Below are 21679 nucleotides of genomic sequence, written 5' to 3'. Positions count from 1 at the left end.
CGCGACGCTTGTGACCGATGAGGCTGGAGATTGGGGCGGGAACATGGCAGCCGACCGCTTGCTCAGCGGACCCGGTGCGGAGGGAAACGCTTCACAGAGCCAGGGTCGTTTGATCGGCAGGCGCTACCGGTTGATGTCACCGGTCGGCCGGGGCGGCATGGGGATGGTGTGGCACGCGCATGACGTGCTGCTCGCCCGCGACGTGGCGGTCAAGGAGCTGATCCTGCCGTACGGGCTCGACCAGGCGGGCAAGCAGGTGGCCCACCGGCGCATGCTGCGCGAGGCCCGGTCCGCCGCGCGGCTGACGCACCCCGGCATCGTGACCGTGCACGACGTCGTCGAAGAAGACGGCCGGCCGTGGATCGTCATGGAGCTGGTCCGGGCGTGGTCCCTGGAGCAGGCGGTCCGCCAGAGCGGACCCCTCCCGGTGATCCAGGCCGCCGAGATCGGCATCCGGGTGCTCGACGCGGTCCGGCACGCGCACGCGGCCGGGATCCTGCACCGTGACATCAAGCCGGGCAACGTCCTGCTCACCTCCGACCGCGTGGTGCTGACCGACTTCGGCATCGCCGCGATCGAGGGCGACGTCACGATCACGCAGACCGGGCTGCTCATGGGCTCGCCCGCCTACATCCCGCCGGAGCGGCTGTCCGGGCAGTCGATCACCCAGGCGGCCGACCTGTGGTCGTTCGGGGCGACGATGTATGCGGCTGTGGAGGGACGCCCGCCGTACGAAGGGCCGGACCCGATCGCGGTGCTGGGCGCGGTCCTCACACAGGACCCTGTCACGCCGCAGCGGGCCGGCGCGCTGGCGCCGGTGATCGAGGGCCTGCTGCGCAAGAACCCGGCCGAACGTCTCACCGCCGAGCAGGTCGGCGATCTGCTGGAGCGGATCCTGCACGCCCACGGCTCGACCCGCCCGCGACCCGCCGAGACCTCACGGTCCCTGCCCACGGAGGCGGACTCGACGCCCGCCGGGTTGCTGCCGCCGTTCGACTCGCTGTCCGGGCCGATGCCGTCGCGGATCGTGGAGACGCCCTCGGGGCCGGTGCGCGTGCCGTACGACCCGCTGAACAGCCCGTCGGGCGGCTACTCCATGCCCTACGAGGGGATGTCGAGCCCGTCGGGCAGCCACCGCACGGACGCACTGCCGTCGCTGCCCCGGGCGGACGGGTTCGAGGCGTTCACCAGCCAGTCGGGGTCGCACCGGATACCGGAGGCCGGGGAGCGCCCGCCGACGGGGCCGCACCCGTCGCTGAGCGATCCGGCCGGACCGTCCTTGGTGCGTCCTCTGCCGGGCAGCTACCCGTCGGGCAGCTTTCCGTCCGGGCCCGTGTCCTCGCCGGGCTCCCCGCTGGACGGGCCGCCGTCGTCGCCGGGCTACCCAGCGAGTGGGCCACCGTCGTCGCCGGGCTTCCCGTCAGGCGGGCCACCGTCGTCGCCGGGCTTCCCGCCCAGCGGGCCGCTCGGCGCGCCGCCGTCGTTCGGCGAGCCGTCGGGATCCCATCGGGCCTCTGACAGCGGGGCGTTCGGGAGCCCTTCGGGGCCGCGCCGGATCCCGGAATCGCGTGCGGACTCCCCGAGCCCGTCGGGCCCGCAGCCGATCCTGCCCCTGACCAGTGACAGCCGCGCCGCCGCCCCCTGGCCGCTGGCCTCGCCGGACCACCTGCGCGACCAGGCCATCGACCTGTCGCGCGACCTGACCCACGACCGTCTCACCAAGCTGCCCAGCGCCACCTCGGAGCGCCTGACCAAGAGCAGGCGCAGGCACGAGGACGACGATGAGGGCGGCTGGCTCCGCGACGGCCGCCCCACCCCGCGCCTGATCGTCACGGGCATCGCCACCATCGGCGTGATCGTGGCCGTCGTCCTGTACGTCCGCACGGGCAGCGCACCCGCGCCGGTGCCGAGCGTGGCGATCACCCAGGAGGTGTCGTCGCCACCCGCCGCCGATCCCCTGACGGCGACCGTGCCCAAGGGCTTCAGCGAGCAGACCCCGCCCGGCTTCTCCGCCGCCGTCCCCGACGGCTGGAAGCTGACCGCGTCAGGCGGCGACGCCACCTTCACCGGGCCCAAGGACTCCGGCATGACGACCCGCATCGAGCAGACGACCCCGCAGCAGGACGGAGGCCTGTCGGAACTGACCCGCGAGGAGGCGGCCGGTCGCGTCGACGGCTACATCCAGGTACAGCTCCAGGCGACGCGGTATCGCGACTGGAAGGCCGCCGACTGGGAGTACACCTACACCCTGGCCAACGGCGTCCCCATGCACGCGCTGACCCGTTTCGTCACGATCGACGACACCAACGCGTACAAGATCACCTTCAACATGCCCGAACTCAAGTGGGACGACCAGGCCGAAACCCGCAAGGTCTTCTTCGACACCTTCCGCCAGACGTGACCACCTGAGACCCAGCCACCGCGTCATGAGCGCGGCTGGGTGGAGCGCGCGGCCGGGATCTGAACGGTTATCGCACGCCGAGAGCGCGGTCGAGGAAGTCGCGGACCGTCGTGGCCAGTTCGGCGCGGTGGTCGGACAGGGCGTGGTCGGTGGCCCATTCGTGGTGTTCGAGCGCCGCCCCCGCGTACGCGGGCAGCAGCGGCCGGTGGTGTACCGCGGCGGGCGTCACGGGGTCGAGTCCGGTCCCGATCAGCATCACCGGGCGTCCGGCGAACGCGGGTGCCAGCGAGGCCAGGCTCCACTCCTCCCCCGCGGCCTCCATCTCGGCCACCAGCGCTTCACCGCTGGTGCCGGTGAGCGGGAGCAGTTCACCGTCGAACGCCTCGACCCACTCCCTCCGCCCTTCGGCGTCGAGCCCGCGGGAGATCGTGCCGAAGTCGACGCCGGACACCGATACGGCGGCCGCGATCCCCGGATCCGCGGCGGCCGTCATCAAGGCGACGAACCCCCCGAAGCTATGTCCGACGAGGGCGACCCGCTCCGGGTCGAGCCGGTGCTCGGCCGCGAACGGCTTCTCCCGGACGGCCGCCACCACCCGCGCCGCGTCCGCCAGGCCGTTCCCCCACGACCAGTCCCCACCGACGCCCCAGGAGCCCCGGTAATGGAAGACCAGGCTGGCGTACCCCGCCTGGCGCAGCGCCTGGGCCAGATCGAAGTTGCGCTCATTGCCGGGAAACCCGTGCAGCACCACCACGGTCGGATGCGGCCCCTCGCCGGCCGGCAGGTGCAGCACTCCCATCAACGGGACCCCGTCACTGTCGAAGGTCACAGCAGGTGTGGCAGCTCTCACAAGGCTCTCCTCGCTCGGAATGATCGGTACGCTAACAGCCGCCCGACGGCCGCTCCCCAGCGCCTCAGCCCTTGGCCGGTCGCCGAATCCCCCGCAGGTGGGCGTCATGTACCGTCGGCCGCATGAAGCTGGCGAGCATCCACATCTATCCCGTCAAATCGACGACCGGGCACGAGGTACATGAGGCCGAGGTGCAGCCCTGGGGCCTGGCCGGTGACCGGCGCTACCTCATCGTCGACGAGCACGGCGAGATGCTGACCGCCCGCGAGCTCCCCCGGCTGCTGATGTGCGTGCCGGAACCGGACGGCGAGACGCTCAAGCTCACCGGCCCGCACGCCGCGCCGCTGCGGGTCACTCCCACCGCCGGCCGTTCGGTGATCAAGATGCGGAAGACGTCGATAGAGCTGACCGACTGCGGCGACGACGCGGCCGCGTGGCTGAGCGCGCTGATCGACCGCCCCGTCCGGCTGGCCTGGCAGGACGACCCCACCCGCCGTCCCGTCGATCCCGAGTACGGCCGGCCGGACGACCGGGTCAGCCTGGCCGACGCCTATCCGCTGCTGCTCACCTCCACGGCTTCGCTGGCCCGGCTCAACGACTGGATCGCGGAGACGGCGGTCGAGAGTGGCGAGGAGCTGCCCACGCCGCTGCCCATGAGCAGATTCCGGCCGAACGTGGTCGTGGACGGCGTGCCGGACGCCTTCGCCGAGGACGGATGGAGGCGCGTCCGCGTCGGCGACACGGAGTTCCGGGTGGTCAAGGGCTGTGACCGATGCGTACTGACCACCGTGGACGCCGCCACCTACACCAAGGGCAAGGAGCCCATCCGCACCCTGGCCAGGCACCGCAGGTGGGACGGCAAGGTCTGGTTCGGCGTGAACCTCATCCCGGACGCCCCTGGCCGGATCGCGCAGGGGGATCCGGTGACGATCCTCTGAGCCGGGTTCTCGGAGCCAGGCGGGCGAACCTCCGAGCCGGGCGGCGAAAACCCCATCCCACCCGAAAGCAGCCTTAAGTAGTTGAATAACGCCGCGTGGGGTGATTTGGGCCTTTGGGGGGATCTCATGGGCTATGCGAGACTTCACAAGTGACCAGCGCCCCTATAAAGCCCGATATTTCATCCCCTGACCGGATCCGGGCCGTCCAGCGGCGCACTCTCGTGATCCTGTCCGCCGCGCAAATAGTAGGCGGCGTAGGCGTCGCAGTCGGCCTGGCACTGAGCTCAGTCGTCGTCGACGAGCTCTCCGGATCCACCGTGATCAGCGGCTTCGCGGGCACCGCGACCGTACTCGGCGCGGCCCTCCTCGCCCTGCCGACCGCCAAGGCGTCCGGCAGGGGCGGCCGGCGGACGGGCCTCACGCTGGCGTACGTGGCCGCGCTGGCGGGCTGCGCGTTGTCCGTCGGCGCCATCAGCCTCGGCAACTGGCCGCTGCTGCTGGTCGGCCTGGTTCTGGTGGGCGGCGGCAGCGCGGGGAACCTGGCGGCCCGCTACTCGGCGACCGACCTGTCACCGCCGGGGCACGCCGCCAGGCACCTGTCCCTGGTCGTCTGGGCGGCCACCATCGGCTCCGTCGCCGGCCCGAACCTGGCCAAGCCCGCCGACCAGATCGGCATGAGCGCGGGCCTCGTGGAGAAGGCCGGGCCGTTCGCGTTCGCGGCGCTGGCGTTCGCGCTGGCGATGCTCATCATCCTGGTCGGCCTGCGCCCGGACCCGCTCAAAGTGGCCCGCCGGCTGAACGACACGCAACCCCCCGCCGCCGGCCAGAACCGGACGATCAGGAACGCCTGGACGACCCTGCGCACCACCCCCATGGCCCGCAAGGCCCTGGTCATGATCGCGGTCAGCCACACCGCGATGGTGTCGGTCATGTCGATGACCCCGGTCAAACTCCACCACGACGGCTCGAATCTGGACATCATCGGCCTGGTGATCAGCCTGCACATCGCCGGGATGTACGTCATGTCACCGGTGGTCGGCTGGCTGGCCGACAAGGCGGGCAAGGTGCCGGTGCTGCTGCTCGGCATGGCGCTGCTGCTCAGCGCCGCCGTTCTGGCGGGTACGGCCGGGCACCGCGTCTGGCAGGTGACCAGCGCGCTGGTGCTGCTCGGCCTCGGCTGGTCGTGCGGCCTGGTGGCGGGATCGGCGCTGGTCAGCGAGTCGGTCCCGGTCGGGAGCCGGCCCGCCGTGCAGGGCCTGTCCGACCTGCTGATGAACGTGTGCGGCGCCACCGGCACGATCGTCGCGGGCGCGATCGTGGGCGGGCTGTCGTACGGGGTGCTCGGGCTGGTGGTGGGGGTGATGGTGACACTGGCCGGGGTCTGGCTGGCGATCACCTGGCGCCACGTGAACAGCGGCCCGCTGACACCCGCCATGTGACGTGCGCGGAGTCACTTGGCGTCGGCGTAGCAGGAGACCGCGACCGCCTCCATCGGGAAGCGCACCGGTGTCCCCCCGAACAGCAGGCGGCTGGCCTCGGCGGCCGACTCCGACACCGCGGTCATCACCTCTTCGGCCTGGTCGAGCGGGCAGTGCACCATGATCTCGTCGTGCTGGAAGAACACCAGCCGGGCCGGGCCGGACAACCGCCCCCGCAGCACCGCCATCAGCACCAGCGCCCACTCGGCGGCGGTGGCCTGTACGACGAAGTTGCGGGTGAACCGCCCCCGATCCCGGATCGCCCGGCTCCCCTCGGGCCCCGACACCAGGGACTTCCACCCCTCCGACGGCGGCGGGCTGGTGCGGCCGAGCCAGGAGCGCACCAGCCGCCCCTCCTCTCCCGCCTTGGCCGCGTCCTCGACGAACTGGTAGGCCTTGGGGAAGCGCTGCCGCATCACCGCCAGCAGCTTGGACGCGTCACCGCTGGTGCCGCCGTACATGGCGGACAGCATCGCGATCTTGGCGTTGGCGCGCTCGCCCCCGAACGACTTGGCCAGCGCCGAGTAGAGGTCGATCTCCCCCGCCGCCCGCGCCAGCCCTCCGTCGGCGGCCATCGCGGCCAGCACCCGCGGCTCCAGCTGGGCGGCGTCGGCCACGATCAACGTCCAGCCGTCGTCGGCGACCACCACGCGGCGCATCACCTTGGGGATCTGCAGCGCGCCGCCGCCGTCGGTGGCCCACCGCCCCGACACCACCCCGGCCACCACGTATTCGGCACGGAAGCGCCCGTCACGCACCCACTGATCGGCCCAGACCCACCCGTGGAAGCTGTACAGCCTGGCCAGCTCCTTGTAGGCGAGCAGCGGCGCGACCGCCGGGTGGTCGAGCTGCTTGAGCTCCCACGACCGGGTGGTCTTGAGCGCGACGCCCGCCCCCTTGAACGCCTTGACCAGCTGCTGCACCGAGTCGGGATTGACCGGATGCCCGAACGCCGCCGACACCTCGTCGGCCAGCGCCTGGAGCTTGGCCGGCCGCATGCCGTGCACCGGGCGCGGGCCGAGCAGCTCGGTGAGCAGGGCGTCGTGTACGTCCCGGCGCCACGGCATGCCGTCGTGGCCCATCTCGGCGGCGATCAGCGCGCCCGCCGACTCGGCCGCCACCAGCAGCCGGAACCGGCCCGGCTCCGGCAGCGCCTCGATCCGGCGCAGCTGGTCGGCCAGCACCTCCGCCACCGCCTCCGCGCCGAGCGGCTCGGGCGCGAACAGGGTGTCGGGCACGCTGGGCTGATCGTCGGGCACCGGCAGGCCGTGCAGCCTGGCGTGGGCGGCCTTGGCCGAGCGCGGCTGGCCGTATCGTCCCTCGTACGCAAGCAGCAGCCCCTCGGTGAGCGTCAGGTCGTGGCAGCGTGACACCCGCACACCCTTGGACAGCAGGGACGGATAGATCTCGCGGGCGTCCGCCCAGACCCAGCGCGGCCGCTCGGCTTCGAGCTCGCGCACGGCCCGCGCCAGGTCGTCGACCCGGCGAGCCGGACCACCGACCGGCAGGATCGTCCCGTCTGCCACCACTACGTGCACGCCGTCCAGAGTGCCAGGTGACTACGACAAACTGATGTGCACCTCGTCCTCCATCGGCGGATCCACCTCCTGCGGCAGGCAGCCGGTGGCGGCGAAGCAGCGCACCGAGAGCAGCTCGGGCGTGACCGAAAGGTGCAGGAACTGCTTGAAGAACGGTGGTGTGTCCCAGTCGGACAGCTCGGAGAGGTAGCGGTGGAAGACCGTGCCCACGGGCAGCCGGAACGGCATCGGCCAGGCCCCGAGCAGCCGGGCCGCCCACCTCATCCTGCGAGTGATCTTGATGGGTCCGGCGACGGGCCGGACCGGGGTGTTCTTGATCTGGTCCGCCATGATGCAGGCGGCCTCGGCCGGGGTGAGGTAGATCCACTTCATCCGGAGCCGCTTGGCGTACAGCTGGCTGTAGAAGGACAGCGAGTCGCCGCGCAGCGGATAGCACTTGAAGTCGTCCTCGTGCACGCCCGCCACGTCCACCCGGCGGGTGGTATGGGTGGCGTGCATGAACGCGCCCCCGCCCCCGGAGACGATGTACTGGATCACCCGGTCGCCCACCCTGACGGGATAGCGCTGGTAGTTGTGCACGTCGCCGCCGATGGCGGCCACATAGCGGTGTTCGGGGGCGCGGATGATGTCGTCGATCGTGCCGCCGCCCTCCAGCGGGGACGGCTTGTAGTCGTTGCGCGTGTAGATCGGCTTGCCGGTGACCAGGATCTTCGGGCGCGGGTCCAGGGAGGTGCGCCGCAGCCATTCGGTCTGCTGGGCGTCGATCTCCCCCTGGATGCCGGTGTCGACGCCCACGATGAGCAGGCTCGGGGTCTCGATCGCCCAGTACGGCCCCGGCTGCGCGGCCCGCTGCGCCGGACGGTCCCTGAACGCGCGGGCCTCGGCCAGCAGCCGCTCGTCGATCGTCTCCGACCTGCGCCAGAGCAGGCCACGTAACCCCGCATCCCGCTTGGGCGGGAGCGCCGGGGCGTCGCAGAACACGCGCATGAAACCGCCAAGCCCGTCGTACCAGTCGTGGTTGCCGGGGATCGCGTAGATCGGCGCGTCATAGTCCTTGTACGGGCGGAAGAACTTGTTCTCGTACTCGTTGCCGGACCCGGCCGGATAGAGCACGTCGCTGGCGATGACCGCGAAGGAGGTGCCTTCGCCCACCTTGAGCAGGCCGGGCACGACCGCGTATTGGGAGGCGTCGCCCTCGCCGGTGTCGCCGAGCAGCAGGAAGCTGAAGCTCTCCCCCACCTCCGGCTTGACGCGGAAGTCCGGGTCGGCGCCACGGGCCTCCTGCTCGGCGATCCACCTGCGGCGCACCTTCCCGGACGGGTCGCCGAAGAGCCCGGCGACGATCTGGTTGCGCGAGTGCCACAGCGTGCGCGGGCTGAGCCAGGTGAAGCCCTTGTTGTCGGGTCTCAGGTCGTTGAACGTGCCGATCCGCTGACAGGCCCACCCCGCGCCTTCCTCCGACACCCGGGAGGAGAGCTGCCTTCCACGCTCAGCCGCGACTTCCACCATGACTCCATCTTTACGCGATCTTCCCCAAGCCGCACCCACTTCCCGAAGCGCGTCCGAACGCAGCGTGCCGTTGGGAACACAATCGGTTCGCGATGGTGTAGCCTCACGCCCCAAGCAAGCGGTTCGTCGCCGCGATGGGGGGCTGCCATGGCCCGGAACGGTTCGGACGACGCCACCCGGAGGGGCACCGCGGGGGTGGCCGCCGTAGAGGGGTTGCTGGCGTACGCCGGCAGACGGTCGCGTTGGGGTGGTGGGGCGCTCGACAGGGTCCACCAGGCGATCGGGCTCAGCCGGGAGCTGGCCGCCGCAGACCCCGACGAGCACGCGGTGCTGCTCGCCCGCTGCCTGCTGGCCGCGGCCAAGCTGCTGCTCAAGCGCGGCCGGGCCGCGGAGGCGCTGCCGTACGCCGAGGAGGCCGTCGAGCTCTGCCGTCCGGCGGGTGGCGCGCCGCTGGTGTTCGCCCTGGCCTGCCTGTCGGACGTGTACGAGGCGCAGCAGCGCTATGGGGAAGCGGCGGCGGCCATGACGGAGGCCGCCTCGGTCGACCCACCGGACTGACCCCCAGACTCAGACCTAGGCCCGCGGCCCAGGCCAGGCCCGCGCCCCAGGCCCGCGGCCCCAGGTCGACCTCAGAGGATCAAGATGCCCGGGTTCAGGATGCCCGTGGGGTCGAGCCGGGCCTTGACGGCGCGCAGGATGTCGACGCCCACGGGTCCCAGCTCGGCCGCGTACGCCTCGCGGTGGTCGCGGCCCACGCCGTGGTGGTGCGAGATCGTGCCGCCCGCCGCCACGATGGCCGCGTTGACCGCCTCCTTGGCCCGCTCCCACTGCGCCACCGGGTCGCCCTTCTGCGCGGTGACGACGGTGAAGTACAGCGAGGCCCCGGTCTCGTACACGTGCGAGATGTGGCACATGACCAGCGGCGACTCCAGCGCCCCGAGCAGGGCCAGCCGTACCGCGTCGTACAGGCGTGGCAGCGCGGACCAGAACCCGGCCGTCTCGATGGTCTCCACCGTCGCGCCGGCGGCCAGCAGCGAGTCGCGCAGGTACGGCGCCGAGAACCGGCCGTGCTCCCACGCCCGTCCGGGCTCGGTCCCGAGCGGCACCCCGCCCATCCGCGCCAGCACCACCCCGGCCCCGGCCCTGCGCCCTTCGACGGACGTCGCCGGGGAAGACGTCGCCGGGGAACCCGCCTCCTGCCCGTCGGTCGGCCGGTCAGTCGGCCCGTCGGCTGGACCGTCAACCGGGCCTTCGTAACCCGCGATCACCAGGCAGCCGCTGGAGCCGCCCCCGATGTCGTCCGGCCGGGCCAGCCCGATCATGGTCTCCGTCTCGTCCGAAAGCCGCAGCACCGCGGGCAGCGGCCCCTCTTGCGCCAGCGTCCGCAGCGCGGCCATCCCCTCCCGGAACGACCCGAACCGCCACCCTTCGTACACCCGCCGCCCGGGCACCCGCCGCACCCGCAGCCGCAGCGCCGTGATCACCCCGAACACCCCCTCGGACCCCAGCAGGAGCTGCCGCAGATCGGGCCCCGCCGCCGATTTGGGCGCGCGACCCAGGTCCAGATCGCCGGAGGGAGTGGCGACGGTCAGACCCACCACCATGTCGTCGAAGCGCCCGTAACCGGCCGAAGCCTGCCCGCTGGACCGGGCCGCCGCGAATCCGCCCAGCGTGGCGTACTCGTACGACTGCGGGAAATGCCCCAGCGTCAGCCCGTGCCGTTCGAGCAGCCGTTCGGCCTCGGGCGCCCGCAGTCCCGGCTCGGCGGTGACGACCATCGACTCGGTGTCGACCGAGACGAGCCGGTCGAGCCGGGCCAGGTCCAGCGCCACCACCCCGGCGAAGCCGGACCGGGACGCCGCCAGCCCGCCCACCACGGAGGTGCCGCCGCCGAAGGGCACCACCGCGACCCGCTCGGCGGCGCACAGCCGCAGCAGCGCGGCGACCTCGTCGTGCGAGCCGGGCAGCAGCACGGCGTCGGGCGCGGCCGAGCCGTCTCCCGCGCGCATCCGCAGCAGGTCGGGGGTCGACTTGCCGCGCGTGTGCCGGATCCGGGCCGCGCGCGAGGTCAGCACCTGTTCGTGGCCCACGACGTCGGCCAGGGCGGCCAGGTGCGCGGGCGAGAGCGCGACTGGGGCCAGCCGTACGGACTCGAACGAGGCGGCGGGAGCGGCCGGCTCGCGTACGCCCAGCAGGTCGTGGAGCAGCTCGCGGATCTGCGGGGGCAGTTCGCGGGCCTTGGCGGGGTCGCCCCAGCCCGACCACAGCATCGGTTCGTTCAGCACGTCTACACTGTGACATATGACGTCGATTCGTCACAATGACGGCGTGCTGGACGCGGCCCGCGACTGCGTGCTCGCCTACGGGGTGCGGCGCACCACGCTCACCGACGTGGCGCGGCGGGCGGGGGTGTCCCGGATGACGCTCTATCGCCGCTGGCCCGACGTGCGGAGCCTGGTCGCCGACCTGATGACGCGGGAGTGGGTGCTGGCCGTCACCGAACTGGACCTGTCGGACCCGGTCGCCGCCGTGGTCGAAGGGGTACGGCGGCTGCGCGGCCATCCGCTCTGGCGCAAGATCGTGGAAGCGGACCCGGAGCTGCTGCTGCCGTACCTGCTGGATCGGCGCGGCGCCACCCACGAGGCGGTGCTCGGCGTGCTCGAAGCCGCCGTCGGCGACCGCCGCAAGGCCAGGGCGGTGCTGCTCGTGGCGCAGTCGTTCCTGCTGTCGGCGCCCACCATGCTCGACCCCGTGACCCTCGACGAACTCGACGCCGAACTCGCCACTCTGCTGGAGGCCTACCTTGGATAGCCCGCCGAACGCCGCGCGCCCCTCAGACAGCTCGCTGAACGCCGCGCGACGGACCCGCGAGCTGGCCGTGGTCGCGGAGGAGACGGTCGACGTGCTGGTCGTGGGCCTGGGCGCGACAGGTGCGGGCGCGGCGCTCGACGCCGCTTCGCGCGGTCTCAGCGTCGCGGCGATCGACGCGCACGACCTGGCCTTCGGCACGTCGAGGTTCAGTTCCAAGCTCATCCACGGCGGCCTCCGCTACCTCGCCAAGGGGCAGGTGGGCATCGCCCGCGAGAGCGCGGTCGAGCGCGGCGTCCTGCTGCGGCGGACGGCTCCGCACCTGGTCAAGGCGCATCCGTACGTGCTGCCGCTGACGCCGGAGGTCTCCAGGTCCCGGGCGGAGCTGCTGATGACCGGCTACCGGCTCGGCGACGGGCTGCGCGCCGCCGCCGGCACGCCGCGCCGCCTGCTGCCCGGGCCGTCCCGGCTGACGGCCGCCCGGGCGCACACGCTCGCGCCCATGCTGAGCGAGGACGGCCTGCGGGGCGGCCTGCTGTCGTGGGACGGCCGCGTGTACGACGACGCCCGGCTGGTGGTGGCCATAGCCAGGACGGCGGCGGCGTACGGGGCCCGGATCCTGACCCGGTGCCGCGCCCTGGAGCTGACCGGCGCGGGCGCCAAGGTGCGTGACGAGCTGACCGGCGCGGAGTTCGGCATCCGGGCCAGGACGGTGATCAACGCCGCGGGCGTGTGGGCGGGCTTGCTGGACCCGCGGGTGAGCCTGCGCCCGTCACGCGGCACGCACCTCGTGCTCCGCCCCGGAACCCTGCCGGGCCTCCTGTCCGGGCTGCACATTCCGATTCCCGGAGAGAGCAGCCGATTCGCGCTCGTACTCCCCCAAGCCGACGGCCGCGTGCACGTGGGCCTGACCGACGAGCCCCTCGACGGACCCGTCCCCGACGTGCCCGAGGCCCCCGAGGAGGACATCAGGACGCTCCTGAGCGTGCTCAACACGGTTCTGGCGGCACCGGTGACCCGCGAGGCCGTCGCGGGCGCCTACGCGGGGCTCAGGCCGCTTCTGGCGGCGGGCGGGCGGACGGCGGACGTCTCACGCAGGCACGCCGTGTACGCAGATGGCGGGAAGGCGGACGGAGGGGTCGTCACGGTCGTGGGCGGCAAGCTCACGACATACCGGCGGATGGCGGCCGACGCGGTGGATCGAGCGATCTCGGTGGGGAACCTCCCGGCGGGCCGGAGCCGTACCGCCTCGATCCCGCTCGTCGGAGCCGTCCGGGGTCACGGCGCCGTGACCCCGCGAACCGGGGCGGGCGCGGGCCGCCCACCCGAGCGGCTGGTCGCCCGCCACGGCGTCGAGGCGGCGGCCGTGCACGAACTCGTCCGGGCGCATCCCGAGGAGGTCGGCCTCGGCATCACGATGGGCGAGCTGATGTGGTCCGTCGCCCACGAGGGCGCGCTCGACGCGGACGACCTCCTCGACCGCAGGACCAGGATCGGCCTCGTCCCCGAGGACCGGGCGGCGGCGCTGCCGGCCGCCAGGGCGGCTTTCAACCGATAACCCGTACATCCCTCTTACCGTTAGGTTAGTCTTACCTAATTCGCAAGAGGGGAGCAAGGCGTTGGCCAGGGGCTGCGAGCATCCGGATGGCTGCCACACGGGCGGGGTGCCGAATCTGGCCAGCGCCACCGTGGGGGCCCGGCTGTGGCTACTCGTCGAGTACGACGGACCGTGGCCGTCACATCTGGAAACCTTCGAGCTTCCTGAAAAAATCTCGAACCTCGTGCGCCGAGCCCAAGAACGTGGCATCAGACCCCAGCTCATCCGCCGCCCCGGCAGACGGGTCCGCCCACAGGAGCAGGACTTGCGTGTGCTAGTGGGCTACGCCACGGGCCCCAACCCCTGGCTGGCCAGCGGAGTCATCGCAGGTACCGAGGATCTTGACCTGGACGCGCTGGTGGCCGGAGTGGTCCCGGAGTCCTGCATACTTGAAGACGAGCCGGTATTTCTGGTCTGCACGCACGCCAAGCGCAATGCGTGTTGCGCCCGCATTGGACTGCCCATCGCTCGAAGCCTGGCCGAAAACTGGCCGGACAGAGTATGGGAAACGTCACACGTTGGCGGCGATCGCTACGCCGCCAACCTCGTGTGCTTGCCACACGGAATTTTCTACGGCAGCATGTCTCAGGCTGCTGCGATCGCAGCGGCTAACGCGTACCGGTCGGGCGAGATCATTCTCGACCGTTACCGGGGACGCGCAGGCATCCCTGAGCCATTGCAAGCCGTCGAGCACTTCGCCCGAACCCATTCGGGAGAGTGTTCTGTCGGCGCAGTGGCCGTGGAATCCTCCAGGTCGGACGGCGACGTCACCGAAGCCATCGTGCGCTGCGGCGACGTCCGGTTCGAGGTTGTGGTTGAGCCATCGGTGTTCCAAGCGCCGTGTGGTACGGCTTGCGCCGAGAAGATCACCACCTACCGGCTGGTTTCGCTGGACAGGCTCACGCCTGTGCGGTACGCCACGCCCGCCCTTACCTGATCACGGGAACACTACGGCCCACCTTTGCGTTGGAACAGTGACGCCGAAAACGTCCAATGCGGCTCAATTACTGAAATACCTCTCACGAAGGTGGTTTTCTCATGTCTCAGGTACGTCGGCAGCTCGCCCGCCCGCGCCCCAGCTGGGGTTGGCAGGATGATGCCGCGTGCCGGGGTGAGGACCTCGTGCTCTTCTTCGGCCCCGATGGGGAGCGGCAGCCCGAGCGTGACGTGCGCGAGCGGAAGGCCAAGGCGATCTGCGCCCAGTGCCCTGTCCGCAACGAGTGCCTGGACTACGCGCTGTCCCGTCCGGAGAAGTACGGCACGTGGGGTGGCCTGAACGAGGACGAGCGCGCTTCCGAGCGTCGCCGTCGCATGCGCCGCGCCGCCAGCGCCGGCATCTCCGCCGCCTGACTCCACCCGGCAGCGATCACCGCGTGATCATGCAGTTGCCCCGATGAACCGGGGCCTGGCCAGCCAAGTCCAGGCTCCGGCGAACCCGGTCGGGGCAACTGCTTGATCAGGCAAAAGACCTCAGCCCCCAGCACGCGCTTCAGCCCGGCGTCATCCGTGACGCCGGGCTGAAGTGGTTTCCGGATCGCTGCTCGCCGAGCTTCGGGGCTGGACCGCTCTGAGTCGGCGCTGCGCCTGGCTCTGGGCTCTTGGCTCAGACGATCAGATCGTCGAACTCGCCATCCTTGGCGCCGAGCACGAACGCGGTGATCTCATCCCGCGTGTAGACCAGGGCGGGCCCCTCGGGGAAGCGTGAGTTACGCATCGCCACCTCCCCCGTGGGCAGATCGGCCACCTCGACGCAGTTGCCGTTGGGGTTGCTCCGCCTGCTCTTGCGCCAGACGGCGGGAAGGCGACCGGCGGGCGTTCCGTTGCGGAACTCATGCATGGGCGAAGCTCCCTCGCGCGCTTACGGATGCACGTGCAGCCGTGGTTGCGAGATCACGTTACGGCATCGCCAAGATCGCCATATACGGGACGACCAAAACCCCGATATGGGGTGGATCACACTGACAGCAGGCGCTCCAGGAAGCGTTGGGTCTGCTCAGGGGAGTCGGCCTGGACGCTCAATCGGTCCATGACCTGCATGTAATGCTCGGACTCAGCCGGCTTGTCCAGATAGAGGGCGCTCGTGAGCTGCTCCAGGTACACGACGTCGGGCAGGTCACGCTCGGGGAAGCGCAGGATGCTGAACGGCCCGCCGGCGGCGGCGTGCCCGCCGCGCTCGAACGGGATGACCTGAACGGTGACGTTGGACCGTTTCGTCATCTCCAGCAGGTGCTCGATCTGCCGCCGCATCACCTCACGGCCGCCGAGCGCGCGCCGCACCACGGCCTCGTCGATGACCGCCCACAGCTTGAGCGCCCGGCCACCGGCCAGGCGCTCCTGCCGCCTGGTGCGCAGCGCCACACGCCGGTCGACCTCGGCCTCGGGAGTCGTCTCGTGCGCCAGCTTGATCACCGCCCTGGCGTACTCGGGCGTCTGGAGCAGGCCGGGGATGAACTGGTTCTCATACGTACGGATGACCGAGGCCGCACCCTCCAGGCCGATGTAGACCTCGAACCAGCCGGGCAGCAGGTCGCTGTACTTGTGCCACCAGCCCGGGGCGTTCGCCTGCCGGGCCAGCTCCAGCAACGGCGCCCGCTCGGCCTCGTCGGTGACGCCGTAGAGGGTGAGCAGATCGGCGACGTCGCGTTCCTTGAAGCTGACCTGCCCGAGCTCCAGGCGGCTGATCTTGGCGTGAGAAGCGCGAATCGCATACCCCGCGTCCTCCCGCGAGATACGCTTCTCCGTGCGGAGCCTGCGCAGTTGCGTACCCAGCAGGATCCGCAGCACCGTCGGGCTTCCCGGCGAGTAGCCGACCACATTCCCTTCCGCACTCAGTGCGCTCACACCTATCGCTCCCAGATCATCTGCACGTGCAGATGCTATTTGCATCTGTAAAACACGAAAAGTCTTGCATCGGTAAGCACACGCCGTAAAGATGGGCATTGGATCACCTAGACCGCGCTTCGGGGGCCAGGATGACGACTTTCGACGCTCGGCCGCAAGCCGCCACGTGTGCCCAGGCACCCGAATGGCTGCTGCCCATTCTGCTCGACGGGCGGCGCGGACCGTGTGACGAGGTCTTCCGCTTTCATGAGCTGAGCACGTTCGAGCCCGTCTGCGTGGCCTCTGCCAGGCGGTTCGTCGACCGGACGCTCACCTCGTGGGGCTCCGACGACATCGTCTTCGACGCCCAGCTGGTGGTCTCCGAGCTCGTCACCAACGCGATGCGGCACGGCGGCGGCGCCATCCAGCTCCGGCTGCTGAGCCGGCGGCCCGAGGTGGCGTGCGTGGTGAGCGACTACAGCCGGCACGCGCCCGCCGCCCCGCCCACCACCGACGTCTTCGCCGAATACGGCCGCGGCCTGCGCCTGGTCGAGGCCCTCACCACGGGCTGGGGCTGGCTCACCCCCGGCGCCCAGGGCAAGCTCGTCTGGGCCGTACTCTCCAACTGACCCCACGCCCATCGGGACCCCGGCCACAACGGACCACCTTCGTCCGCTCCCCCGAAGGGACCCCGCCCTCCACGGACCGGCCTCTTCCGCTCCCCCGCAGGGGGTATCCCTCCGAAGGGACCCCAGCCCCGACGGACCGGCCTCTTCCTCACTCCCGCAGGGGTATCCCTCCCAAGGGACACCAACCCCGACGGACCGTCACAGAGTCCGAAACGGTCGTGTGACGAAACACCCCTCACCGCACACCCGCCAGCAGATCCAGCACGTCGGCGTCGCTGAGCTGGTCGAAGTGCTCGTACCACTGCCCCACCGCCCGGAAATCCGCCGGGACCCGCAGCACCACCACCTCGTCGGCCTCCTCGCGCATGGCCTCGACGGTGTCGCGGGCGCCCACCGGCACGGCCAGCGTCACCCGGCCCGGCTTGGCCGCGCCGACCGCCCGGAGCGCGGCCCGCGCGGTGGCGCCGGTGGCCAGGCCGTCGTCGACCACGATCACCTCGCGTCCGGCGAGATCGGGCAGCGGGCGGTCGCCCCGATAGACCTTGACCCGGCGGGCCAGCTCGCGCCGCTCCTCCGCGACCACGTCCGCCACCGACTCGGGCGTCATCCCGAGCCTGCGCAGCAGCAGCAGGTCGAACACCGGCTCGCCGCCCTCGGCTATCGCGCCGACGCCCAGTTCGGGCGTCGGCGGATAGCCGATCTTCCGGGTCACCAGCACGTCGAGCCGGCCACCGACACTGCGGTGGATCGGCACGGCCACCGCCACGCCGCCGCGTGGGAGCGCCAGCACCACCGGGTCCTGCGCGTCGAGCAGGCGCCCCGCCAGCATGGCCCCCGCTTGCGCGCGGTCCGCGAACAGCAGCTCCATGCAGTGGTGTTACCCGGTCAGGGGCGGTTTCTGCCCGTGCGCCGCATTTCCTTGTGGATGACCTTCCACTTGTTCTGCTGCTCCTTGCGGAGCCGCGCGTCGGTGCGCGAGGCCATCCAGGCGGCTTCGCGCTGGAGCTTGCGCCAGCTGATCAGCCGCCGCTCGGGGAGTTCGCCGCACTCCAGGGCGGCGAGCACCGCGCAGCCGGGCTCGCTCTCGTGGCCGCAGTCGTCGAACCGGCAGCCGGCCGCCAGCTCCTCGATGTCGGAGAAGACGAGGTCGACACCCTCGCTCATCTCGTAGAGGCCGACGCGGCGGATGCCCGGCGTGTCGATGACGAGGCCGCCGCCGGGCAGCGGGATCAGCTCCCGGTGCACGGTGGTGTGGCGGCCCCGGCCGTCGGCGGCGCGCACCTGCTGGGTCTCCATCGCCTCGCCGTCCGCCATGGCGTTGACGAGCGTGGACTTGCCGGCGCCCGACGGGCCGAGCACGACGGCCGTACGCGAGCCTTCGAGGTAGCCGCGTACGAGCTCGACGCCGTCGCCGAGCACCGAGGAGACGGCGTGCACGTCGACGCCCGGCGCGGCGACGCGTACGTCGGCGAGCAGGTCGTCGAGGCCGCGTTCGAACAGGTCGGACTTGGTGACGAGCACGACCGGCGTGCCGCCCGACTCCCAGGCCAGCGCGACGAGCCGTTCGATGCGGCCCAGGTCGGCGAAGTCCGTGGCGTGCATGGACGGCTCCGCGACGAAGACGATGTCGATGTTGGCCGCGAGCACCTGGCCCTGGCCGTCGCCCGACAAGCCGCCGCGCGAGTCGCGGCTGACGCCGCCCCTGACGAAGGCGCTGCTTCTCGGCAGGACCGCGTCGAGCTCGTAGCGGCCCTCTGGGAGCTCCTTGAGCGCGACCCAGTCTCCGACACAGGGCAGCGCCACCGGGTCGTCAGCGGACGCCCTGCGGACGCGCGCGCCGTATTTGACGTGATGCTGCCCATCGGCGGCGATCACTTCGGCCGCACCGCGATCGACCCGGGACACCCGGGCGGGCACGGTATGTAGTGGTAGCTCGGCGGCGCGGGATTCGGTCCAGCCGAGCGGGAAAAGCGTGGAGAACAACGGAGTGACACCTTTGTGGTCGAGAAGGACCCGGGTGACCTCTAAGCGGGCCCCCGGAGGATGACAAACGGCAAGCCGAACAGAACAGCCCGCATGGTCGTCACCTCCTCACTCGAGTTCTCGGTGCAGCTGGGAAGTGACTCTACGCATCCCTCCTGCGACTTCGCAACGACTTTCTTCTCGATCTGTTGAACCGCACCAGGGAATCTGTCCGTACTTCCTGCCGACTGCACTTTGAAAGGGGAATGATGCGAGTCAGCACGTGTCCCCCGCCCTCGGCCGAGGGAGCCGCCCCCATGGGCAAGCCACGCTCACGCCACCGGATGAGGCGAGTACGTCCGGATGACGAAGTGGTCGTCTCCACTCTCTACCGGGAGTACCACCGGCCGCTGCTGGCCTTCGTGATCCGGCTGACGGCGGGCGATCGGCAATGGGCCGAGGACGTCGTGCAGGAGACCATGATCCGTGCCTGGCGTAGTTCCGAGCAGCTTGATCCGGATTCGGCTTCGCTCATGCCCTGGCTAGCCACCGTCGCACGCCGTATCGTGATCGATGACCGGCGGCGCAAGGAAGCCCGCCCGCCGGAATCAGGCGACGGCCCGCTGGAGAGCATGCCCGTGCCGGACGAGATGGAGGGACTGCTGCACCAGGTGGTCGTATCCGAGGCGCTGATGGCGTTATCCCCGGCCCACCGCGAGATCCTCAACGAGACGATCTTGCGAGACCGGTCGGTCAACGATGCTGCCATAGCGCTCGGCATCCCCGTTGGCACAGTGAAGTCCCGGGTTTACTACGCGGTCCGCGCGTTGCGCGTCGCACTGCAGGAGAGAGGGGTGACGGCGTGAACAGAGTCGAGCATACGGACGTGGGCGCCTACTCCCTCGGCCTGCTGGACGACGACGACAGACTGGCCTTCGAAGCGCACCTCTCCCTCTGCCCGTCATGCCGGGCGGAGCTGTCAGAGCTGGCCGGAGTGGCCAGTGTGCTGACGGGGATCGGGCCGGTGCGAGAAGAGCCCCCTCCTCCCGATTACGGGCAGGCCGATGTCATCGACCTGCTCCGGCGTAAGAAGGCGGAGGACCGGCGGTCGAGGCGGGGCACATTCGTGATCGGGCTGGCGGCCTCGGTCACGCTGGTGGCCGGCGGGCTCGCGGTCGGCACCCAGCTCGGGGGCGGTGACGCGGCGCCGCCCGTGGCGGCGGGCCATCCCACGCAGCATCTGGGTCCGGCCGAGCAGTTCTACGCCGACGGCAAGCCCATCGAGGGCGTCGGCGCCGACGGCGTGACCGGCGGGCTGGTGCTGGAGTCCAAGGGCTGGGGCACGCATGCCGCGCTCAAGCTCTCGGGCATCAAGGGCCCGCTCGAATGCGAGCTGATCTCGGTGTCCAAGACGGGCAAGCAGCGGATCATGACGGGCTGGTCGGTGCCACCCGCCGGATACGGCGTGCCCGGGTCGCCCGATCCGCTCTACATGCACGGCGGCAGCCCGTGGAAGCTCGAGGACATCGATCATTTCGAGGTGGTCACCACGACTGGTAAGACTTTACTTACCGTCAGAGCCTGAATTCCCCGGGACTCACCTCTCAGAAGCCCTTCCACCGCAGGTGGGAGGGCTTTTCTGTGCGCACTTCCCTATGTGTAAATTTACGGATTCAGCGGTTGAACCTCTTCGGACCGGGTCGCGTACTGCTTGCCGTACCAACCCCAATGACAATCCTTGAAGAGGTTTCATCATGTCGATTCGTACGCTCGCCCTGTCCGGGGCGCTGCTCGCCACCGGCCTTCTCGCTCCGGTCACCGCTGCTCAGGCGACTGTCTCGGCCTCCGGTGACGACGTGTATCTCGCCGCCGGTCTGCGCGGCGCCAACGAGGTGGACGTCAAGGGTGACGCCGATGGCCGGTCGACCGTCGTCATCAAGATCAGCGGTAACGAGGTCACCTTCGCGGCTCGCTGGAACAAGATCGACTCACCTACCGCCGGCCACATCCACCAGGCCGCCAAGGGCGCCAACGGCGACGTCAAGCTCGAGTTCTTCACCAAGCCGCTGCCCAAGTCCGTGCTCGGCGTGACCGGCACGGTCACCGCCGACCCGGCGCTGGTCAAGGCGCTGATCGACGACCCTGGCGGCTTCTACGCCAACCTGCACGACGCCGCCCACCCCAAGGGCGCGGTCCGCGGCCAGTTCCACCGGCTGAACAAGCCGATCGACCTCAACGGCGTCCTGCAGGGCAGCAACCAGGCCACGCTCTCCGCCCGCGCCGACGGCACCAAGGAAGTGCCCGCGAACGACGGCAAGAAGCGCGGCGACCAGGACGGCCAGGCCACCTGGTGGCTGCGCCCGGCCGGCTCGATCATCGGCTACACCGCCTTCTGGACCGGGCTCGCCCCGGTGACCAACGGGCACGTCCACAAGGGCGCGAGCGGCAAGAACGGCGACGTGGTCGCCGACCTGTTCGCCGACGCCGCGGGCCTGCCGTCGAACCTGACGGGGGTCGCGGGTGAGGCCAAGGTCGCCGCGCCGGTCGTCAAGCGCATCGCCGCCAACCCCGGCCGGTACTACACCAACCTGCACACCACGGAGTTCAACGGCGGCGCGGTGCGCGGCCAGCTGTCCGGCGACCCGTTCGACCACCCCCGCGCGGTCACCGCCGAGGTGCTGAAGGGCGCCCAGATCTACGCCTGCACCCAGCAGCCCGGCGCGGCAGCGGCCTTCACCCAGTACGGCGTGGCGGCCAAGCTGCGGCGCGGCATCGACCACTCCTTCGTGACCCCTGCCGCGGGACCGCCGCAGTGGGTCGCTCCAGACGGCAGCGCGGTACGCGGAGCGGTCGTCACCAAGACCCCCAACGGTGACGGCAACATCCCCGAGCTGGTCCTGGACGCCACCCAGTCCGGCAAGAACACCGGCCTGCTGGCCCACGCCACCACGATCCTGCGCCTCAACACCGAGGGCGGCGTGGCCCCCGCGGGCACCTGCACGGTCGGCGCCCAGACCCAGGTCGACTACAAGGCCGACTACCTCTTCCTGGGCTGATCACTCTAAGGAAGTCCATAAGACCAACTGAAGAGCAAGTCCGCGCGGGCGATTCGGTCCCGCCCGCGAGGGCCGCCCCCGGCCGGTAGCGGC

General features: G+C 70.9%; 20 protein-coding genes. 12 read left to right on the top strand and 8 right to left on the bottom strand.

Going from position 1 to position 21679, the window contains the following annotated elements; translation table 11 throughout:
• Positions 1-109: 109 nt before the first annotated feature.
• Complete coding sequence (locus AB0C30_RS08840) at positions 110-2401, top strand: protein kinase (RefSeq protein ID WP_357941126.1); 2292 nt, start codon at positions 110-112, stop codon at positions 2399-2401.
• Positions 2402-2468: 67 nt separating this feature from the next.
• Here the strand turns inward: AB0C30_RS08840 and AB0C30_RS08835 are convergent, their stop codons facing one another.
• Positions 2469-3251 carry an alpha/beta fold hydrolase gene (locus tag AB0C30_RS08835; RefSeq protein WP_357941124.1) on the bottom strand — a complete coding sequence of 261 codons (783 nt, stop codon included), beginning with the start codon at positions 3249-3251 and terminating at the stop codon, positions 2469-2471.
• A 122-nt stretch (positions 3252-3373) separates the two neighbouring features.
• Here AB0C30_RS08835 and AB0C30_RS08830 point away from each other — a divergent pair, with 122 nt between their 5' ends.
• Positions 3374-4189: an MOSC N-terminal beta barrel domain-containing protein gene (locus tag AB0C30_RS08830; protein ID WP_357941122.1), complete on the top strand. Its 816-nt coding sequence runs from the start codon at positions 3374-3376 to the stop codon at positions 4187-4189.
• 149 nt (positions 4190-4338) lie between these two features.
• Positions 4339-5628: an MFS transporter gene (locus AB0C30_RS08825; protein WP_357941120.1), complete on the top strand. Its 1290-nt coding sequence runs from the start codon at positions 4339-4341 to the stop codon at positions 5626-5628.
• An 11-nt stretch (positions 5629-5639) separates the two neighbouring features.
• On the opposite strand, the gene AB0C30_RS08820 is transcribed toward AB0C30_RS08825, so the two are convergent.
• Positions 5640-7205 carry a bifunctional 3'-5' exonuclease/DNA polymerase gene (locus AB0C30_RS08820; protein ID WP_357941119.1) on the bottom strand — a complete coding sequence of 522 codons (1566 nt, stop codon included), beginning with the start codon at positions 7203-7205 and terminating at the stop codon, positions 5640-5642.
• A 21-nt stretch (positions 7206-7226) separates the two neighbouring features.
• Positions 7227-8714 carry a metallophosphoesterase gene (locus AB0C30_RS08815; protein WP_357941117.1) on the bottom strand — a complete coding sequence of 496 codons (1488 nt, stop codon included), beginning with the start codon at positions 8712-8714 and terminating at the stop codon, positions 7227-7229.
• 147 nt (positions 8715-8861) lie between these two features.
• Between AB0C30_RS08815 and AB0C30_RS08810 the strand changes: the two genes are divergently transcribed.
• Positions 8862-9272, top strand: a complete 411-nt coding sequence (locus tag AB0C30_RS08810; protein ID WP_357941115.1) for a hypothetical protein — start codon at positions 8862-8864, stop codon at positions 9270-9272.
• A 71-nt stretch (positions 9273-9343) separates the two neighbouring features.
• Here AB0C30_RS08810 and AB0C30_RS08805 read toward each other — a convergent pair whose 3' ends face one another.
• Positions 9344-10984, bottom strand: coding sequence for an FAD-binding oxidoreductase (locus tag AB0C30_RS08805; RefSeq protein ID WP_357941496.1), 1641 nt, complete (start codon positions 10982-10984; stop codon positions 9344-9346).
• A gap of 31 nt (positions 10985-11015) precedes the next feature.
• On the opposite strand from AB0C30_RS08805, the gene AB0C30_RS08800 reads away from it, so the two are divergent.
• From AB0C30_RS08800 to AB0C30_RS08785, 4 genes are all read left to right on the top strand, one after another.
• Positions 11016-11525 (top strand): helix-turn-helix domain-containing protein, encoded by a 510-nt coding sequence (locus AB0C30_RS08800; RefSeq protein ID WP_357941113.1) that lies wholly within the window; start codon positions 11016-11018, stop codon positions 11523-11525.
• Entirely contained in the window at positions 11518-13080 is a 1563-nt protein-coding gene (locus AB0C30_RS08795) for a glycerol-3-phosphate dehydrogenase/oxidase (protein WP_357941111.1), read from the top strand. Before AB0C30_RS08800 ends, AB0C30_RS08795 begins: the two co-directional genes overlap by 8 nt.
• 106 nt (positions 13081-13186) lie before the next feature.
• Complete coding sequence (locus tag AB0C30_RS08790; protein WP_357941109.1) at positions 13187-14056, top strand: sucrase ferredoxin; 870 nt, start codon at positions 13187-13189, stop codon at positions 14054-14056.
• A 101-nt stretch (positions 14057-14157) separates the two neighbouring features.
• Positions 14158-14469 (top strand): WhiB family transcriptional regulator, encoded by a 312-nt coding sequence (locus AB0C30_RS08785; protein ID WP_080036407.1) that lies wholly within the window; start codon positions 14158-14160, stop codon positions 14467-14469.
• Between the two features lie 253 nt (positions 14470-14722).
• On the opposite strand, the gene AB0C30_RS08780 is transcribed toward AB0C30_RS08785, so the two are convergent.
• Positions 14723-14956 (bottom strand): DUF397 domain-containing protein, encoded by a 234-nt coding sequence (locus AB0C30_RS08780; protein WP_225289364.1) that lies wholly within the window; start codon positions 14954-14956, stop codon positions 14723-14725.
• A 116-nt stretch (positions 14957-15072) separates the two neighbouring features.
• Positions 15073-15960 carry a helix-turn-helix transcriptional regulator gene (locus AB0C30_RS08775; protein WP_357941107.1) on the bottom strand — a complete coding sequence of 296 codons (888 nt, stop codon included), beginning with the start codon at positions 15958-15960 and terminating at the stop codon, positions 15073-15075.
• Positions 15961-16091: 131 nt separating this feature from the next.
• Between AB0C30_RS08775 and AB0C30_RS08770 the strand changes: the two genes are divergently transcribed.
• Complete coding sequence (locus AB0C30_RS08770; RefSeq protein WP_357941105.1) at positions 16092-16568, top strand: ATP-binding protein; 477 nt, start codon at positions 16092-16094, stop codon at positions 16566-16568.
• A gap of 235 nt (positions 16569-16803) precedes the next feature.
• On the opposite strand, the gene AB0C30_RS08765 is transcribed toward AB0C30_RS08770, so the two are convergent.
• Positions 16804-17436 carry a phosphoribosyltransferase family protein gene (locus AB0C30_RS08765; protein ID WP_357941103.1) on the bottom strand — a complete coding sequence of 211 codons (633 nt, stop codon included), beginning with the start codon at positions 17434-17436 and terminating at the stop codon, positions 16804-16806.
• Positions 17437-17453: 17 nt separating this feature from the next.
• A complete protein-coding gene (rsgA, locus tag AB0C30_RS08760; protein ID WP_357941101.1) occupies positions 17454-18551 on the bottom strand; it encodes a ribosome small subunit-dependent GTPase A in 1098 nt (365 codons plus the stop codon).
• 296 nt (positions 18552-18847) lie between these two features.
• On the opposite strand from rsgA, the gene AB0C30_RS08755 reads away from it, so the two are divergent.
• From AB0C30_RS08755 to AB0C30_RS08745, 3 genes are all read left to right on the top strand, one after another.
• Positions 18848-19396 carry a sigma-70 family RNA polymerase sigma factor gene (locus AB0C30_RS08755; protein ID WP_357941099.1) on the top strand — a complete coding sequence of 183 codons (549 nt, stop codon included), beginning with the start codon at positions 18848-18850 and terminating at the stop codon, positions 19394-19396.
• Positions 19393-20115, top strand: a complete 723-nt coding sequence (locus tag AB0C30_RS08750) for a zf-HC2 domain-containing protein (RefSeq protein ID WP_357941096.1) — start codon at positions 19393-19395, stop codon at positions 20113-20115. The genes AB0C30_RS08755 and AB0C30_RS08750 overlap by 4 nt, the downstream gene beginning before the upstream one ends.
• A gap of 169 nt (positions 20116-20284) precedes the next feature.
• Positions 20285-21586, top strand: a complete 1302-nt coding sequence (locus AB0C30_RS08745) for a CHRD domain-containing protein (RefSeq protein WP_357941094.1) — start codon at positions 20285-20287, stop codon at positions 21584-21586.
• Positions 21587-21679: the final 93 nt, after the last annotated feature.

Origin of the sequence: Nonomuraea sp. NPDC048901, assembly GCF_040649695.1 — a bacterium.
In the GTDB taxonomy this organism is placed as follows: Bacteria; Actinomycetota; Actinomycetes; order Streptosporangiales; family Streptosporangiaceae; genus Nonomuraea.
This window is presented reverse-complemented; position numbering and strand designations above follow the sequence as displayed.

Excerpts from the sequence above, each read along its gene's own strand:
- AB0C30_RS08830 (WP_357941122.1), top strand. The coding sequence starts at position 3,374 with ATGAAGCTGGCGAGCATCCACATCTATCCCGTCAAATCGACGACCGGG.
- AB0C30_RS08815 (WP_357941117.1), bottom strand. The coding sequence starts at position 8,714 with ATGGTGGAAGTCGCGGCTGAGCGTGGAAGGCAGCTCTCCTCCCGGGTG.
- AB0C30_RS08810 (WP_357941115.1), top strand. The coding sequence starts at position 8,862 with ATGGCCCGGAACGGTTCGGACGACGCCACCCGGAGGGGCACCGCGGGG.
- AB0C30_RS08805 (WP_357941496.1), bottom strand. The coding sequence starts at position 10,984 with ATGCTGTGGTCGGGCTGGGGCGACCCCGCCAAGGCCCGCGAACTGCCC.
- AB0C30_RS08800 (WP_357941113.1), top strand. The coding sequence starts at position 11,016 with ATGACGTCGATTCGTCACAATGACGGCGTGCTGGACGCGGCCCGCGAC.
- AB0C30_RS08785 (WP_080036407.1), top strand. The coding sequence starts at position 14,158 with ATGTCTCAGGTACGTCGGCAGCTCGCCCGCCCGCGCCCCAGCTGGGGT.
- AB0C30_RS08780 (WP_225289364.1), bottom strand. The coding sequence starts at position 14,956 with ATGCATGAGTTCCGCAACGGAACGCCCGCCGGTCGCCTTCCCGCCGTC.
- AB0C30_RS08770 (WP_357941105.1), top strand. The coding sequence starts at position 16,092 with ATGACGACTTTCGACGCTCGGCCGCAAGCCGCCACGTGTGCCCAGGCA.
- AB0C30_RS08765 (WP_357941103.1), bottom strand. The coding sequence starts at position 17,436 with ATGGAGCTGCTGTTCGCGGACCGCGCGCAAGCGGGGGCCATGCTGGCG.
- AB0C30_RS08755 (WP_357941099.1), top strand. The coding sequence starts at position 18,848 with ATGGGCAAGCCACGCTCACGCCACCGGATGAGGCGAGTACGTCCGGAT.
- AB0C30_RS08745 (WP_357941094.1), top strand. The coding sequence starts at position 20,285 with ATGTCGATTCGTACGCTCGCCCTGTCCGGGGCGCTGCTCGCCACCGGC.